Consider the following 14784-nt stretch of genomic DNA (forward strand, 5'->3'; position numbering starts at 1 on the left):
CCGTGCTGCCCGACCACGCGGGCGGTCCGCGCCATGCGGCGGACGAGGCGGCGGCGCTGGAGCCGGCCCGGCCGGCCCACCTGATCGAAACCGCCAAGAGCCGGCTTCAGGGAGCCCCGATGCAACGCCGCATCTTCGACGCCGACCACGAGGCGTTCCGCGAGACCGTACGCGCCTTCCTCGCCAAGGAGGTGCTGCCGCACTACGAACAGTGGGAGAAGGACGGCATCGTCAGCCGCGACGCCTGGCGGGCCGCCGGCCGGCAGGGCCTGCTGGGGCTCGCCGTCCCCGAGGAGTACGGAGGCGGCGGGAACGCCGACTTCCGCTACGCCGCGGTGATCGCGGAGGAGTTCACCCGGGCGGGCGCGCCCGGGCTCGCGATCGGCCTGCACAACGACATCATCGGGCCCTACCTCACCTCGCTGGCCACCGAGGAGCAAAAACGCCGCTGGCTCCCCGGGTTCTGCTCGGGCGAGACGATCACGGCGATCGCGATGACCGAACCCGGCGCCGGCTCCGACCTCCAGGGCATCCGCACGAGCGCCGAGGACCGGGGCGACCACTGGCTGCTCAACGGCTCCAAGACCTTCATCTCCAACGGCATCCTGGCCGACCTGGTCATCGTGGTGGCGAAGACGACCCCCGAGGGCGGGGCGCACGGCCTGTCGCTGCTGGTCGTCGAGCGCGGCGCGGAGGGCTTCGAGCGCGGCCGCAACCTCGACAAGATCGGCCAGAAGGCGCAGGACACCGCCGAGTTGTTCTTCCACGACGTACGGGTCCCCAAGGAGAACCTGCTCGGCGAGCGGGACGGCGCCTTCCTGCACCTGATGACCAACCTCGCCCAGGAGCGGATGGGCATCGCGATGGCGGGCATCGCCGCCGCCGAACACCTGTTGGAGATCACGACCGCGTACGTGAAGGAACGCGAGGCGTTCGGTCGGCCGCTCGCCAAGCTCCAGCACATCCGGTTCGAGATAGCGGAGATGGCCACGGAGTGCGCCGTCACCCGGGCGTTCCTGGACCGGTGCATCGTGGACCACTCCAACGGCGAACTGGACCACGTCCACGCCTCGATGGCCAAGTGGTGGGCCACCGAACTGCAAAAGCGGGTCGCGGACCGCTGCCTGCAACTGCACGGCGGCTACGGGTACATGAGCGAGTACCCGGTCGCGCGGGCCTTCACCGACGGACGCATCCAGACCATCTACGGCGGCACGACCGAGATCATGAAAGAGATCATCGGCCGTTCCCTGCTCGGCTAACCTCCCCTCGAAAGGCTTGACCAGTGAGCACCGAAGCGTACGTATACGACGCGATCCGCACGCCGCGCGGCCGCGGCAAGGCCAACGGCGCCCTGCACGGCACCAAGCCGATCGACCTGGTCGTCGGCCTCATCCACGCCCTGCGCGAGCGCAACCCCGGCCTCGACCCGGCCACCATCGACGACATCGTGCTCGGCGTCGTCGGCCCGGTCGGCGACCAGGGCTCCGACATCGCCCGCATCGCGGCCATCGCCGCCGGCCTCCCGGACACGGTGGCCGGCGTCCAGGAGAACCGCTTCTGTGCCTCCGGCCTGGAAGCCGTCAACCTGGCCGCCGCCAAGGTCCGCTCCGGCTGGGAGGACCTGGTCCTCGCGGGCGGCGTGGAGTCCATGTCGAGGGTGCCGATGGCCTCCGACGGCGGAGCCTGGTTCGCAGACCCGATGACCAACTGGGACACCGGGTTCGTCCCGCAGGGCATCGGCGCCGACCTGATCGCCACGATCGAGGGCTTCTCCCGGCGCGACGTGGACGAGTACGCCGCCCTGTCCCAGGAGCGCGCCGCGACGGCCGTCAAGGACGGCCGCTTCGCGAAGTCCGTCGTCCCCGTCACCGACCGCAACGGCCTGGTGGTCCTGGACCACGACGAGTTCATCCGCCCCGGCACCACCGCCGACACCCTCGCCAAGCTCAAGCCGTCCTTCGCGGACATCGGCGACCTGGGCGGCTTCGACGCGGTCGCGCTGCAGAAGTACCACTGGGTCGAGAAGATCGACCACGTCCACCACGCGGGCAACTCCTCCGGCATCGTCGACGGCGCCTCGCTCGTCGCCATCGGCTCCCGCGAGGCGGGGGAACGCAACGGCCTGACGCCGCGCGCCCGGATCGTCTCGGCCGCCGTCTCCGGCTCCGAGCCCACCATCATGCTCACCGGCCCGGCCCCGGCCACCCGCAAGGCCCTCGCCAAGGCCGGTCTGACCATCGACGACATCGACCTGGTCGAGATCAACGAGGCGTTCGCGGGTGTCGTCCTGCGCTTCGTCAAGGACATGGGCCTCTCCCTCGACAAGGTCAACGTCAACGGCGGCGCCATCGCGCTGGGCCACCCGCTCGGCGCCACCGGCGCGATGATCCTCGGCACCGTCATCGACGAACTGGAGCGCCAGGACAAGCGCTTCGGGCTCGTCACGCTCTGCGTCGGCGGCGGCATGGGCGTCGCGACCGTCGTCGAGCGTCTCTGAATCGTCCTGTGACCACCGAACCCTCCGACACGGAAGTAGCGAACATGAGCGAGTCCACCACGATCCGCTGGGAACAGGACGAGACCGGCGTCGTCACCCTCGTCCTCGACGACCCCGGCCAGTCCGCCAACACGATGAACCAGGCGTTCAAGGACTCCATCGCGGCGATCGCCGACCGCGCCGAGGCCGAGCGGGACTCCATCCGGGGCATCATCTACACCTCCGCGAAGAAGACGTTCTTCGCCGGCGGCGACCTCAAGGACATGATCCGGCTGCGCCCCGAGGACGCGCGGGTGGCGTTCGACACCGGCACCGCGATCAAGCGTTCGCTGCGCCGCATCGAGACGCTGGGCAAGCCCGTCGTGGCGGCCATCAACGGAGCCGCCCTCGGCGGCGGTTACGAGATCTGCCTCGCCTCCCACCACCGCATCGCCCTCGACGCGCCAGGCTCGAAGATCGGCCTGCCCGAGGTCACGCTCGGCCTGCTCCCGGCCGGCGGTGGCGTGACCCGCACCGTGCGCCTGATGGGCATCGCGGACGCGCTGCTGAAGGTCCTGCTCCAGGGCACCCAGTACAACCCGCAGCGCGCCCTGGACAACGGCCTGGTCCACGAACTGGCCGCCACCCCCGAGGAGATGCTGGCCAAGGCCCGCGCCTTCATCGACGCCAACCCGGAGTCGAAGCAGCCGTGGGACGTCCCCGGTTACAAGATCCCGGGCGGCACGCCGTCCAACCCGCGGTTCGCCGCGAACCTCCCGGCCTTCCCCGCCAACCTCAAGAAGCAGCTGAACGGGGCCCCGTACCCGGCGCCGCGCAACATCCTGGCCTGCGCCGTCGAGGGATCGCAGGTGGACTTCGAGACCGCGCTGACCATCGAGGCCCGCTACTTCACCGAGCTGGTCACCGGCCAGACCGCGAAGAACATGATCCAGGCGTTCTTCTTCGACCTCCAGGCCGTCAACGCCGGCCGCAGCCGCCCCCAGGGCATCGAGCCCCGCCGGGTGCGCAAGGTCGCGGTGCTCGGCGCCGGGATGATGGGCGCGGGCATCGCCTACTCCTGCGCCCGCGCGGGCATCGAGGTGGTGCTCAAGGACGTCAGCCCCGAGGCCGCGGCGAAGGGCAAGGCGTACTCCGAGAAGCTGCTGGACAAGGCCCTCTCGCGCGGTCGCACCACCGAGGCCCAGCGCGCCGAGCTGCTCGCCCGGATCACGCCCACCGCCCGGGCCGCCGACCTGGCGGGCTGTGACGCCGTCATCGAGGCCGTCTTCGAGGACACCGCGCTCAAGCACAAGGTGTTCCAGGAGATCCAGGACGTGGTCGACCCCGACGCCCTGCTCTGCTCCAACACCTCCACGCTGCCCATCACCGGGCTCGCGGAGGGCGTCTCGCGCCCCGCCGACTTCATCGGGCTGCACTTCTTCTCGCCCGTCGACAAGATGCCGCTGGTGGAGATCATCAAGGGCGAGCGCACCGGGGACGAGGCGATCGCCCGTGCCTTCGACCTGGTCCGGCAGATCAACAAGACCCCGATCGTGGTCAACGACTCGCGCGGCTTCTTCACCTCGCGCGTCATCGGCCAGTTCATCAACGAGGGCGTGGCCATGGTCGGCGAGGGCATCGAGCCCGCCTCGATCGAACAGGCCGCGGCGCAGGCCGGTTACCCGGCGAAGGTGCTGTCCCTGATGGACGAGCTGACGCTGACCCTGCCGCGCAAGATCCGCAACGAGACCCGCAAGGCATTCGAGGCCGAGGGCCGCCCGTGGACCGAGCACCCGGCGGACGCGGTCATCGACCGGATGGTGGACGACTTCGACCGCCCGGGCCGCAGCGGCGGCGCCGGGTTCTACGAGTACGACGAGACGGGCAGGCGCGCCCGCATCTGGCCGGGCCTGCGCGAGCACTTCGCCAAGCCGGACGCCGAGATCCCCTTCGAGGACATGAAGGAGCGGATGCTCTTCTCCGAGGCACTGGACACCGTCCGCTGCCTGGACGAGGGCGTGTTGACCTCCATCGCCGACGCCAACATCGGCTCCATCATGGGCATCGGCTTCCCGGCCTGGACCGGCGGCGTCATCCAGTACATCAACGGCTACGAGGGCGGCCTGCCGGGCTTCGTCGCCCGCGCCCGCGAGCTGGCCGCGCAGTACGGCGAGCGCTTCACCCCGCCGGCCTCCCTGGTGGCCAAGGCCGAGCGCGGCGCGACGTACTCCGACTGACCGCCGGATACGGCTCCGGGAGTACGCCGCCCCCGGAGCCGTACGCCCGGCCTACGCCGGGTACAGCGCGGCGAACACGCCCCGGTGGGCGGTGCCGTCCGGGGAGGTCCAGCCCGCCGTGACCCCGCCGATCGCCCCGGCCGGGACCCCGGTCGCCTCGTGCGGCCGCAGCACGCGCGTCACGGTGAGCCGCGGGCCGTCGCCGAGGGCGATCTCCGTGTCCCGCGCGGTGTGCGCCACCTCCGGCCGGAGCGGGGGGAGGAGCGGGACCAACAGGGCCCGCCCGTCGAACTCCGTCGTCACCGACGGGTCCGGCGTGTCCGACCGGCTCTGCTCCTGCGCCGCGGCCCGGCCCTGCACCAACGACAGCAACTGCCCGACGAGCACCGGGTCGCGAGTGCCGTCGTACACCCAGCGCCGGCCGAGAACGCCGTGCTCCGACGTGCCGATGAGGGCCGCCTCGGCGCCCTCCAGGGGCGCCCCGCGGTAGGTGAGCGGAAGGTGGTAGGCGACGGCCCCGTCAGCCGAATCGTCGGTGAGCACCATGAACTCGATGCCCACCTCGCCCTGCGGGTCGTCGAGCCGGAAACCGCCCGCGCGGGCCGGCTCGGGCGCGCGTCCCGTGGACGCGTACCACGGTTGCGTCGGAAGCCAAGGTGCGAGCAGCTCCAGCTTGCCCGGTGTCATAGAGGTCTTGTGAATGATCGCCATGCTCGTGAACCTACCCCTCGGGGGCGAACGCCGCCCGCAGTTCCTCCCGTAGCGAGCGCTGAAACGCCGTCACCAGTGCCTGGACCACCATCGGTTGCATGTGTGCGGACAGCGCCTTCATCGATTCCACCCGCTCCGGGTCGCTCTCGCCCTCGGTGAACGGCCCCCACACCTCGTCCCGGAACAGCGCCGTCAGCTCGTGCGCCGCCGAGCGGGTGTGTTCCAGCAGCACCCGGCGGGCCGCGAGGATCGTCTCGTGCGCGATCGGCACGTCCAGCAGCGCGACCCCCAGCCGCAGCAGGCCCACGTCCACCCGGAACCCGTTCCCCGAGACGGCGACCACGTTCATCGCGGTCAGCCGCCGCACGTCGGTGTCCGTCAGCGCCCGCCCCGCCCGCTTCTCCAGTTCCTCCCGCGAGGACTCCAGTGCCGAGTCCGGCGCCCACGACGACACCAGCGCCCGGTGGATCGCCAGGTCGTGCGCGCTCAGGTCGTCGGGCAGCGCGTCCAGATAGCGCTCGATGGCCGACAGCGTCATCCCCTGGTGCTGCAACTCCTCGATCAGCGCGAGGCGGGAGAGGTGCTCGGGACCGTAGTGGCCCACCCGGCGGGGGCCGATCACGGGAGGGGGCAAAAGCCCGCGCGTGCTGTAGAACCGTACGGTGCGGACGGTGACACCCGCCCGGGCGGCCAGCTCGTCGACGGTGAGCGTCGGCTCGGGTGCCTGGTCGGCCATCGTCTGCGCCTCGCTCTCTGCTCCACAGCTTGGGTTCAACAGTATTGCTGTCGCACCAACGATGTGAAACGGCCAGGAGCTGCCCATGACCACGACACTCCCCCTGCCCGGACCGCCCGAGGAGCTCACCCTCCCCGACCTGCTCGCCCGCAACGCCAGGGACCACGGGGACCTCCCCGCCCTCTCCTGGCGGGAGGGAGCCGGCTGGCGGACCCTCTCGTGGGGCGAGGTCCGCCACGAGGTCGCGTCCTTGGCCGCCGGGTACGCGGCCCTCGGCGTCGAGCGCGGCGAACACGTGCTGCTGATGATGGGCAACCGCCCCGAGCACTGGCTCACCGACCTCGCCCTCGTCCACCTCGGCGCCGTCCCCGTCACCGTGTACGGAACCTCCGCGCCCGAGCAGATCGCCCACATAGCGCGGCACAGCGGGGCCCGGCTCGCCGTCGTCGAGGGCGCCCGCGAACTCCCGCGCTGGGAGCCCTTGCTGGACGACCCCGGCGTGCCCCTGGCACGCCTCGTCGTCGCCGAGGAGGCCCATGCGGGCCCGCACCGCGCCTACGGCTCCGTGCGCGCGACCGGCATCCCGCCGCGGCGCGCCGAAGCGTTCGAGAAGGCATGGCGGGAAACGCTGCCCGAGGACCCGCTGACCGTCGTCTACACCTCCGGCACCACCGGCGACCCCAAGGGCGTCCGGCTCACCCACCGCAACATCATGCTCCAGGCGGTCCGCCTCGACCGGCGCACGGACCTGCCCGAGCATGCCGAGCACATCTGCTACCTCCCGTTCGCGCACATCGCGGAGCGCATCCTCGGGATCTACCTGCCGTTGCTGCGGGCCGCGCACGTCCGCCTCGTCGCCGACCCCGCCGCCGTCGCGCACGCCGTGCGCGAGCTGCGTCCCGTGCAGTTCTTCGGCGTGCCCCGGGTCTGGGAGAAGCTGGCGGCGGCGGTACGGGCCGTCCTGGCCGGGCTCCCCGAGGAGCAGCGGGCCGCCGTCGAGGAGGCCAACGGGGTGGCACGGGCCGTGGCCGGGCACCGCGAGCGCGGCGAGCCGGTCCCGGCCGCGCTCGAAGCCTCGTACGCCCGGGCCAAGGAGCGGGCACTGGACCCGCTCCTCGGCCTGGCCGGGATGGACCGGTTGGTGTGGACGGCCAGTGCCACCGCGCCGATGCCGATCGACGTGGTGCGGTTCTGGGCGGGCTGGGGCATCACGATCATGGACGCCTGGGGGCTGACCGAAACGGCCGGGGTGTGCACCGTCAACAGTCCGGACGGCTTCCGGCTGGGCTCGGTGGGCCGCCCGATCGAGGGCGTCGAGCTCAAGATCGCCGCGGACGGGGAGATCCTCACCCGCGGCGCCACCGTCTTCGACGGCTATCTGCGCCCCGACGGCTCGGTGGAGTCCGCGAGCGACGCGGACGGCTGGTTCCCCACCGGGGACATCGGCCGGCTCGACGACGACGGCTTCCTCTGGATCACCGACCGCAAGAAAGAACTGATCATCACCTCGAACGGCAAGAACGTCTCGCCCGCCCTGGTGGAGAACACGGTCAAGGAACACCCGTTGATCGGCCAGGCGTTCGTCCACGGCGACGGGCACTCCTACCTCGTCGCCCTGCTCGTCCTGGACCCGGAGCTGGCCCCGGTCTGGGCCGCGGCCCGCGGCATCGAGACCACCTCGCCGGCCGCGCTCGCCGACCACCCGGCGGTCCGGGAGGAGGTCGCCCGTGCGGTGGAGGCGGCCAACGCCCGCCTCAACCGCACGGAGCGGATCAAGCGGTACCGGTTGCTGGGCGAGGAGTGGGGCCCGGAGTCGGGCGAACTCACGCCGTCCCTCAAACTCCGCCGCCGCGTGGTCCGCGAGAAGTACGCCGACCTGATCGAGGGGCTCTACGAGGCTTGACGGAACCCGGGGACCCGCCGCACCACCCGCGGCGGGCCCCCGGGCCGGGTCAGCGTCCGATCAGCGGGTAGTGGTCCGAGAGAGACCATGGGAAAACAGGTACGGGGACACGGCAACGCCCGGACCTGTCTTGCGGAGACGAGGGTCGGGGCGTTGCTTCGCCCGGCCGAGGTGGGGTGCGGCGGCCGGGCGCCGCTCACTCCCCGGCTGCGGACGGAGGCGAGCGGCGCTTGCTGTGGTTGCGGGGTCAACCGAACCATGTGCGCATGCGAGTTTCAAGAGAAATGGAACTGACATTCGATTTATGCCGGATGGTGGTTGTGTGATCCTCCCGCGCTGCGGCTGTGCCCGCCTATGTCATCGCCAGACGGCAGCGCAACGGCGAACAAATGCGCGAACCGCGCCTCTCGCGGGGGCTCACCCAAGAGGCGGTCGCCAATCGCATCGGGATGGATCGAGCCACATACGTCGCGCTGAACGGGGTCAGTCCTCGCCGCTCCTCGACACGCTCATCCTCATCGCGGACGCGATCGGCGGCCCGCTCGCGCATCTGGTCCGCGATTGGCTCACACTAAGCGGAGACTGTGCCTCATCTTTGGCATGAGCACACCGTACGGCGTGAATCGGCCATAGGAAACCGGCCACGCCGCATGGTCGAGCTGGGCTCAAGTGGCGCTCCAGCGCCCCCGGCTGGAGGGGGCATGCTGGCCGGGAGCCACTGGACTAACCGGTCAGCAAAGCGGATGCTGCCACCGAAGAGCCGAGGAGTCGCCGATCCAGTAGCTATGGGAGCGCTCGCTCACGCGGAGTCGGACCTCGGTGATACTGGGCTGGCCTGCGTCGCGCCATCCGCACAGCGCCCGTTCGATGTCGTCCCACAGGGCGACGGGGCCGCCCTGGCGTACAAGCCAGTCGCCGCCGTTCTGCGTGAGTTCGGCGAATGACTCGCGGTCCGGATCGAAGAGGTAGACGAGGGCCGCGCCGTCGCTGGTCCGGGCCCGCAGGACTTGGGCTGTCGGCGCTGTCAGTTGGGCGAGGAAGGCCGGCATGGGCTCATCGAGGTCGGTCGGGGAGATGAGAGCCCGCCGCTCGCTGTTGGGGTACGCCACGCGGGAGGAGAGGTCTCCAGCGATCGGAGTGACGGCCTGGGATCGCGCCTGCATGAAATTGGCGTGGGCGACGAACCGCCCCTCGGCCGTCCCGTCGTCGTTCACGGTGACCTTGGCGAGGCCGGTCCCGGTCGCCAGTGATCCGATGGTGGCGAGGATGACGCCGCCGGGCCGAGTCTGCCGCACCCACGTGTAGGGGATGCGGCGCACTCCGCAAGTGGCGACCACCCTGTCGTACGGGGCACGGCGAGGCAGACCGAGCAGCCCGTCCCCCGTGACGGTCCAGGTCGAGATCCCGGCGCTCTCCAGGGCCGCATCCGCTCGGGCGGCGACTTCCGGATCGACCTCGATCGTGGTGACGTTGTCCTCGCCCAGGCGGTGACACATCAGAGCGGTGGAATACCCGGTCCCGGTGCCGATCTCCAGCACTCGGTGCCCGTCGTCGACCTCCAGCTCCTCGATCATCTCCAGCACCAGCCGTGGCACCGTGGACGATGAGGTGGGGATGCCCGGCACCGGACCGGGGGCCTGGTCGGCTGTGAGCTGATTGTCGAGCTGCGTGACGAGGGACTCGTCGGCATACGCGGTCCTGGTCCACTCCGCGGGGTCCGTGTCGGCGGCGGTCATCGGCTGCCAGAGCCCGTCACCGGTGGGCAGGAAGACGCCGGGGTGCAGGAACAGTTCGCGGGGGACCGCTTCGACGGCCTTCCGCCAGGCCGGTGTTCGGGCGGCGCCGGCGGCTTCGAGCCGGTCGGCGAGGGCCTGCCGCTGAGACGTCGTGTCAATCAACGGGATTCTCCTTGGGTGAGCAGGTCCGCAAAGGCGGCCGCCATGGGGAGGCCGGTGTGCTCCTCCAGCCAACCCCACTGTCCGTTGGGGTTAAGTTCCAGGAACCAGTAGGTGTCGGCGTGGTCGACGGCGAGATCGAAGGAGCCGGACATGAGGCCGAAGGTACCGAGGAAGGCGAGCAGAGCCGCTTCCAGCGCGGCGGGCAAGGTGATGACCGAGTACGCCAGGGCAGAGTAGTCCCGCCGCCAGTCCAGGAGATCTGACTCAATGCGTACGGCGAAGACCTGGCGGCCCACGACGAGGACACGGACATCACAGGTCTTGCCGATCCGCTCTTGGAAGAGGTGCGGGACGACGCGGACCCGGTCATCGATCTCCTCTGCGGTGACCTGCTCCGCCCACGACACCACAGGGACGCCGTCTCGCTGATAGGACGTCGCGCGCAGCGTCTTGTGGATCACGGCATGGTGGGCCGCGACGAACTCGCGCGCCTCATCCGGATCGTTGGTGATGAGCGTGGCGGGCACTGCGAGGCCAAGGCGTTCGGCCTGCGCCAACTGGTGCGGTTTGTAGTCCGCCTCGGCGTTCCGGAGGGGGTGATTCACCCACAACGGACCGGTGAGGGCGTGCAAGACCCCGCCCAGCCCGTACCGCGTCTGAGCAGCGGCGAACCGAGCGTCGTCCGGACTCAGGTGTGGGAAAGCCGGCCAGGTGGGCCGGCGCCAGTACACGGCTCGCGCATCATCCAAATGGGCGGCTCTCGACGGGGTGAGCATCCGCCCGGCCGCGTGGGCCGGGCGGATGCCGTACCGAGCCGAGACCGTCAGGCCGTCGCCGATTTCAGCGGGGTTGAACCTCACCACCGGCACACCGCGCCGGTTAAGTTCGGTGATGACCATGTCCGCGGTGACGTCGTCAGCCTCGGTGGCCACCAGAACCGGCCTCTCCTCGGTCATAGGCATTAGTCCTGCTGGCTGTCCTGGTCGCTGCCCTGGTCCGTTGTTCCAGGCGCCCCGTCGGGGCTGGTCGAGGTCGTGGTGCCCGTGCCGCTGCTGGTGCCGTGCTTGCCCATCTCGACCACCCGGCCATGCCGGTCGCGGAAGACGCCGAGCTGGCTGGCAGGGTCGACGCTGACGGAGGCGTGCGCGAGCTGCACGGTGGCGGCGTAGGGGGCGAGGCGGCTGCTTCCCCACGGGGCGACAGGCGCAGAAGGTGTGACGGGCATGGGACTCCAATCGATTGATGAACCCGATCCCGGCCGGGATGGGGAGTCAACGGGTGCCGACGACGATCACGGCGAGGAAGCCGAGCACGATCACGACGTACAGACCCTGGCGGGCGCGCTCGTTCACCCGAGGGCCTGGACGTTTGAGGCGGCTGTCGACAGCTCACGCCCGGACGGCATGCGGATGTAGGCGATGGGCTTGTACTGCGGGTCGCCGCAGACCTGACCGACTTCCTCGTACACCACGGCCATCAGCTCGCCCTCGGTGCCGGAGGCGATGTCCCGTACCGGGCGCCGCAGCAGCGGGTGCCGGAGGTGCTCGTACGCCTCAGGCATCGGAGTCGTCCTCGGCGGAGGTGTGGGTGAACCGTTCCCAACCGGCCGCCGCGCGGTCGAGGAGCTCACGGCTCGGGCCGGCCGGAGGCGCGGGCAACTCACCGCGCTCGCGCCTCGTTTCGTCTGGGCTGGTCGTCGTCATAGGAGGATGATGGGCGAGCACGCAGATGGGCAGATAGGCCATCGCGTGGCCATTGGTGGCCACGTAGCGGCCACGGCCGGGGACAGACGCGATGACACCTCACACTGGGGCCATGGGCCACCGCAACGACGCGCTCAGAGCTGCCCGACTCCGTGTCGGATGGCGCACCATGGAGGCCGCTGCGGCCGCGCTCCAAACGCACGGGCAACGGTTCCTTGACGACCCGCACTTCACCGTCAGCGCGCGCACCTGGCGGCGCTGGGAGGGAAGTTCCCCCGGCTGGCCGCCGGAGGAGACCGGGCGTGTGCTTCAAGACGCGCTCGGCAGGTGGCCCGAAGACCTGGGATTCACGGCGCCCGCCGGCTGGATCAGACCCGAGGCACATCAAGAGGAAGACGTGAAACGCAGGACGTTCGTCTCCGTCACCGCAGCCGCGCTGATGCCCGGCCCCGTCGCCACGCAGCACGTCGCCCCCGCCCTCATCGACTACTTCCAGCAGCAACTCGAAGGCCACTACCGCGCGGACATGCTCCTCGGACCACACGACCTCATCGGCACCGTGTCCGCCCAGTACCAGCTCATCGACAAGCTCGTCCGCAGCGCGAAGGGCGAGACCCGGCGCGGCCTGCTCCGCGTCGGTGCCGCCTACGCCGCCCTCGTGGGCTGGCTCTACCAGGACGCCGGCGACGTCGGCGCCGCCGCGTTCTGGCGAGGAATAACACAGGAGATCGCGGCCCGCTCCCGGGACCCGCACCTCATCGGGTACTCCCTCGTCAACCTCGCCCAGGTCCGCACCGACCTCGGTGACGGGCACGGCGTCATCGACCTATGCGAGGCCGCCCTGGACGATGACCGGGTCTTCCCCAAGGTCCGCGTAATGGCGATGCAGCAGCAGGCCCACGGCGCCAGCCTCACCGGCGACCGAACCGCCGTCGACCGCCTCATCGACACCGCCGCCGGCCTGATCTCCCGCGTCGATGACGACCTCCCATGGGGCAACGCATGCCGGCGCACTCCTGGCTACCTGGAGGTCCAGCGGGCCACCTGTTACGGCCGGCTCGGTCTCGGCAGAGAGGCGGAATCCCTGTGGTCGCAGGTGCTTGAGGCGGTACCGACCACCGCGCGCCGGGACCGCGGGGTATACCTCGCACGGCACGCGACCGCCGCCGCAGGCGCCCGTGAACCGGAACAGGCGGTCGAGATCGCGCGGGTTGCCGCCGAGATCGCCGTCGAGACTGGTTCCGCGCGCATGCGCCGTGAGCTGATCACCCTGGAGCGGGCCATGCGGCCATGGCACGATGCCCCCGTAGGCCGGGACCTTGCTGAGATCCTGGCGCCTGTCACGGAGGGGAACTGACATGGGCGTGCCGAAGCCGATGACGCATGAGGAAATCGCCGAACACCTGTCCGGGCTGCCCGGGTGGGAGCAGGACGGTGACGTAATCACCCGCACGTATCCAATTCGGTATCACGCGGCGGTGGCAGCGATCGTCACGATTGCGGACCGGTCCCGGCGGATTCAGCACCACGCCGATCTCGACCTCCGCATCGACCACCTGCGCGCCTCGATCACCACGCACGATGCCGGGAACCGATTGACCCGGGCCGACTTCGACCTGGCGCACCGCATCGACGCGATCGTGGCCGCGCACCAGGCGCTCCCGCTGGACTGACCCCGGACGCACGAATGTGCCCCCTCCCAGCCCGAAGGCCGAGAGGGGGCGAGTCGCAATTCGGCAACTCCCGTCATCCGACGCCATACCGGGCGCTACGGTCTCGTCGCAGAGACAGCGGAGTTGCAGCGGGCTGAACGCCCTGCCGAAGACGGATGCCGCGCCCCTGAGTCCCGAGCCGTTCCGTGAAGTGGTCCGGGGTCTCCTGGAGGAGTGGGAGACGATCAGCGTGCAGTCGAAGCGGACGCTCCTTGCCTCGCTTGTCAGGCGTGTTGAGATCTGCGCGCAAAAACAGGTTCGAGTGGTGCCGGTGTGGGCTCCCGAGGAGAGTTCGTCTGAGGGGCCCACGACCGGCTGACCTTGTCCGTTAGGCGGTCATTGGGCGACGTCCCCCACAACAGGATAATGGTCCGAGAGGTTGGTGTACGTGTACGAGGTGCCCCAGCTGGAGACCGTCCAGGGGGCGGACTCCTCCTTGACCACCGTGTTCCCCCAGCCCGACGGGCGGGCGTTGCCGTTGCGGTAGAGGACGTAGTCGAGGTCCTCGCGGGGATCCGTCGGGTAGCGGTAGTGGGCGATGGAGTTGAGGGCGGTGTCGAAGGAGTACGTGTGCCCCGTACGGGAGTCGGCGGCGGCCAAGTCGGCGTTGGTCAGCATCGAGGCGTACTCGGCGCCGTGCGAGTCGACGTTCATGTCGCCCGCGACGATGACCTCTTCGCCCGCCGGGATGTTCTTGGCGTCCAGGAAGGCGTCGATCGCGCGGAACTGGCGGGCGCGCATGTCCGCCGCCTCGCCCGTGCCGCAGCCCGAGTCGGTGGACTGGGAGTGGGTGCCGACCACGTGCACCTTGGTGCCGTTCACGTTCAGGACCACGTAGGCGAAGCCCTTGTTGGACCACCAGTCCGAGCCGCAGGCGTCCTTGTAGATCACCTGCTCCTTGCGGAGGATCGGCCACTTGCTCAGGACCGTGACCCCGCCGTCCTCCGGGGTGGTGGCGGAGTACGAGCCCCCGGTGGCGTCCCAGCCGCTCGTGGAACGGCCGACGACCGGCGTCTGGTACGGGTACTGCGCCGAGGCGTTGGACTTCAGGGCGTCCGAGGCGCTGTTGTCGAAGGCCTCCTCCAGCACCACCACGTCGTGCCCCTGGAAGAAGGGGGCCTTGGGGATCGCCGAAGCCCGGTACCCCTGGCCCCAGTTGGGGTAGAGGTTCGTGGACATGAGGAACGTGTTGTACGTGAGGACGCTGAGGCGCGGAGCGGTCGCGCTCGGGGCGGCCGAGGCGACCGGGGCGGTGGTCAGGGCCAACGCGCCGGCGGCGATCGCCGCGACGGCGGTGGTGGCGGCGGCGCGTCCTCGGCGGTTGGAAGTGTGCGTCATGGGGACTCCGTCATCCTGCGGGGGGAAGAGCGACGCCGTCATCCAAGCAGCCGCGGTTACCTCTGGG

General features: G+C 70.4%; 14 protein-coding genes. 6 read left to right on the plus strand and 8 right to left on the minus strand.

The genetic code is table 11. The features are described 5' to 3' along the window. Positions 1-119 precede the first annotated feature (119 nt). The 3 genes from ACFVXJ_RS12815 to ACFVXJ_RS12825 are packed head-to-tail and all read left to right on the plus strand — an operon-like array spanning position 120 to position 4716. Complete coding sequence (locus tag ACFVXJ_RS12815) at positions 120-1262, plus strand: acyl-CoA dehydrogenase family protein (RefSeq protein WP_389661910.1); 1143 nt, start codon at positions 120-122, stop codon at positions 1260-1262. 23 nt (positions 1263-1285) lie between these two features. Then, positions 1286-2500, plus strand: coding sequence for an acetyl-CoA C-acetyltransferase (locus ACFVXJ_RS12820; protein WP_389661736.1), 1215 nt, complete (start codon positions 1286-1288; stop codon positions 2498-2500). A 44-nt stretch (positions 2501-2544) separates the two neighbouring features. Continuing rightward, on the plus strand, positions 2545-4716 hold the full coding sequence (locus ACFVXJ_RS12825) for a 3-hydroxyacyl-CoA dehydrogenase NAD-binding domain-containing protein (RefSeq protein ID WP_389661737.1): 2172 nt from the start codon (positions 2545-2547) through the stop codon (positions 4714-4716). 51 nt (positions 4717-4767) lie between these two features. On the opposite strand, the gene ACFVXJ_RS12830 is transcribed toward ACFVXJ_RS12825, so the two are convergent. Together ACFVXJ_RS12830 and ACFVXJ_RS12835 are read right to left on the minus strand one after the other, a co-directional pair. After that, a complete protein-coding gene (locus ACFVXJ_RS12830) occupies positions 4768-5427 on the minus strand; it encodes a 1,4-alpha-glucan branching protein (RefSeq protein ID WP_389661738.1) in 660 nt (219 codons plus the stop codon). Between the two features lie 10 nt (positions 5428-5437). Next, positions 5438-6163 (minus strand): MerR family transcriptional regulator, encoded by a 726-nt coding sequence (locus ACFVXJ_RS12835; RefSeq protein ID WP_389661739.1) that lies wholly within the window; start codon positions 6161-6163, stop codon positions 5438-5440. 85 nt (positions 6164-6248) lie between these two features. Here ACFVXJ_RS12835 and ACFVXJ_RS12840 point away from each other — a divergent pair, with 85 nt between their 5' ends. Further along, positions 6249-8066 (plus strand): AMP-dependent synthetase/ligase, encoded by a 1818-nt coding sequence (locus ACFVXJ_RS12840; protein WP_389661740.1) that lies wholly within the window; start codon positions 6249-6251, stop codon positions 8064-8066. A gap of 731 nt (positions 8067-8797) precedes the next feature. Here the strand turns inward: ACFVXJ_RS12840 and tgmC are convergent. The 5 genes from tgmC to ACFVXJ_RS12865 form a co-directional block, all read right to left on the minus strand. Further along, complete coding sequence (gene tgmC, locus ACFVXJ_RS12845; RefSeq protein ID WP_389661741.1) at positions 8798-9964, minus strand: ATP-grasp peptide maturase system methyltransferase; 1167 nt, start codon at positions 9962-9964, stop codon at positions 8798-8800. Next, on the minus strand, positions 9961-10920 hold the full coding sequence (tgmB, locus tag ACFVXJ_RS12850) for an ATP-grasp ribosomal peptide maturase (protein WP_389661742.1): 960 nt from the start codon (positions 10918-10920) through the stop codon (positions 9961-9963). Before tgmB ends, tgmC begins: the two co-directional genes overlap by 4 nt. Positions 10921-10925: 5 nt before the next feature. Continuing rightward, positions 10926-11189, minus strand: a complete 264-nt coding sequence (gene tgmA / locus ACFVXJ_RS12855; protein WP_389661743.1) for a putative ATP-grasp-modified RiPP — start codon at positions 11187-11189, stop codon at positions 10926-10928. A 123-nt stretch (positions 11190-11312) separates the two neighbouring features. Then, positions 11313-11525, minus strand: a complete 213-nt coding sequence (locus ACFVXJ_RS12860; protein WP_389661744.1) for a hypothetical protein — start codon at positions 11523-11525, stop codon at positions 11313-11315. Continuing rightward, positions 11518-11667 carry a hypothetical protein gene (locus tag ACFVXJ_RS12865; protein WP_389661745.1) on the minus strand — a complete coding sequence of 50 codons (150 nt, stop codon included), beginning with the start codon at positions 11665-11667 and terminating at the stop codon, positions 11518-11520. Before ACFVXJ_RS12865 ends, ACFVXJ_RS12860 begins: the two co-directional genes overlap by 8 nt. Before the next feature lie 397 nt (positions 11668-12064). On the opposite strand from ACFVXJ_RS12865, the gene ACFVXJ_RS12870 reads away from it, so the two are divergent. Together ACFVXJ_RS12870 and ACFVXJ_RS12875 are read left to right on the plus strand one after the other, a co-directional pair. Continuing rightward, positions 12065-13024, plus strand: a complete 960-nt coding sequence (locus tag ACFVXJ_RS12870; protein WP_389661746.1) for a Twin-arginine translocation pathway signal — start codon at positions 12065-12067, stop codon at positions 13022-13024. 1 nt (position 13025) lies between these two features. After that, the gene (locus ACFVXJ_RS12875; RefSeq protein ID WP_389661747.1) at positions 13026-13340 is read left to right on the plus strand and encodes a 4a-hydroxytetrahydrobiopterin dehydratase; all 315 of its coding nucleotides are present in this window, start codon (positions 13026-13028) and stop codon (positions 13338-13340) included. 375 nt (positions 13341-13715) lie between these two features. On the opposite strand, the gene sph is transcribed toward ACFVXJ_RS12875, so the two are convergent. Next, entirely contained in the window at positions 13716-14717 is a 1002-nt protein-coding gene (gene sph, locus ACFVXJ_RS12880; RefSeq protein ID WP_389661748.1) for a sphingomyelin phosphodiesterase, read from the minus strand. Between the last annotated feature and the right edge of the window lie 67 nt (positions 14718-14784).

Origin of the sequence: Streptomyces sp. NPDC058279, assembly GCF_042881255.1 — a bacterium.
GTDB lineage: Bacteria > Actinomycetota > Actinomycetes > Streptomycetales > Streptomycetaceae > Streptomyces.

What these genes read in the sequence shown, in the direction of transcription:
- ACFVXJ_RS12815 (WP_389661910.1), top strand. Translation starts at nt 120, where the DNA reads ATGCAACGCCGCATCTTCGACGCCGACCACGAGGCGTTCCGCGAGACC.
- ACFVXJ_RS12825 (WP_389661737.1), top strand. Translation starts at nt 2,545, where the DNA reads ATGAGCGAGTCCACCACGATCCGCTGGGAACAGGACGAGACCGGCGTC.
- ACFVXJ_RS12830 (WP_389661738.1), bottom strand. Translation starts at nt 5,427, where the DNA reads ATGGCGATCATTCACAAGACCTCTATGACACCGGGCAAGCTGGAGCTG.
- ACFVXJ_RS12835 (WP_389661739.1), bottom strand. Translation starts at nt 6,163, where the DNA reads ATGGCCGACCAGGCACCCGAGCCGACGCTCACCGTCGACGAGCTGGCC.
- ACFVXJ_RS12840 (WP_389661740.1), top strand. Translation starts at nt 6,249, where the DNA reads ATGACCACGACACTCCCCCTGCCCGGACCGCCCGAGGAGCTCACCCTC.
- tgmB (WP_389661742.1), bottom strand. Translation starts at nt 10,920, where the DNA reads ATGACCGAGGAGAGGCCGGTTCTGGTGGCCACCGAGGCTGACGACGTC.
- tgmA (WP_389661743.1), bottom strand. Translation starts at nt 11,189, where the DNA reads ATGCCCGTCACACCTTCTGCGCCTGTCGCCCCGTGGGGAAGCAGCCGC.
- ACFVXJ_RS12860 (WP_389661744.1), bottom strand. Translation starts at nt 11,525, where the DNA reads ATGCCTGAGGCGTACGAGCACCTCCGGCACCCGCTGCTGCGGCGCCCG.
- ACFVXJ_RS12865 (WP_389661745.1), bottom strand. Translation starts at nt 11,667, where the DNA reads ATGACGACGACCAGCCCAGACGAAACGAGGCGCGAGCGCGGTGAGTTG.
- ACFVXJ_RS12875 (WP_389661747.1), top strand. Translation starts at nt 13,026, where the DNA reads ATGGGCGTGCCGAAGCCGATGACGCATGAGGAAATCGCCGAACACCTG.
- sph (WP_389661748.1), bottom strand. Translation starts at nt 14,717, where the DNA reads ATGACGCACACTTCCAACCGCCGAGGACGCGCCGCCGCCACCACCGCC.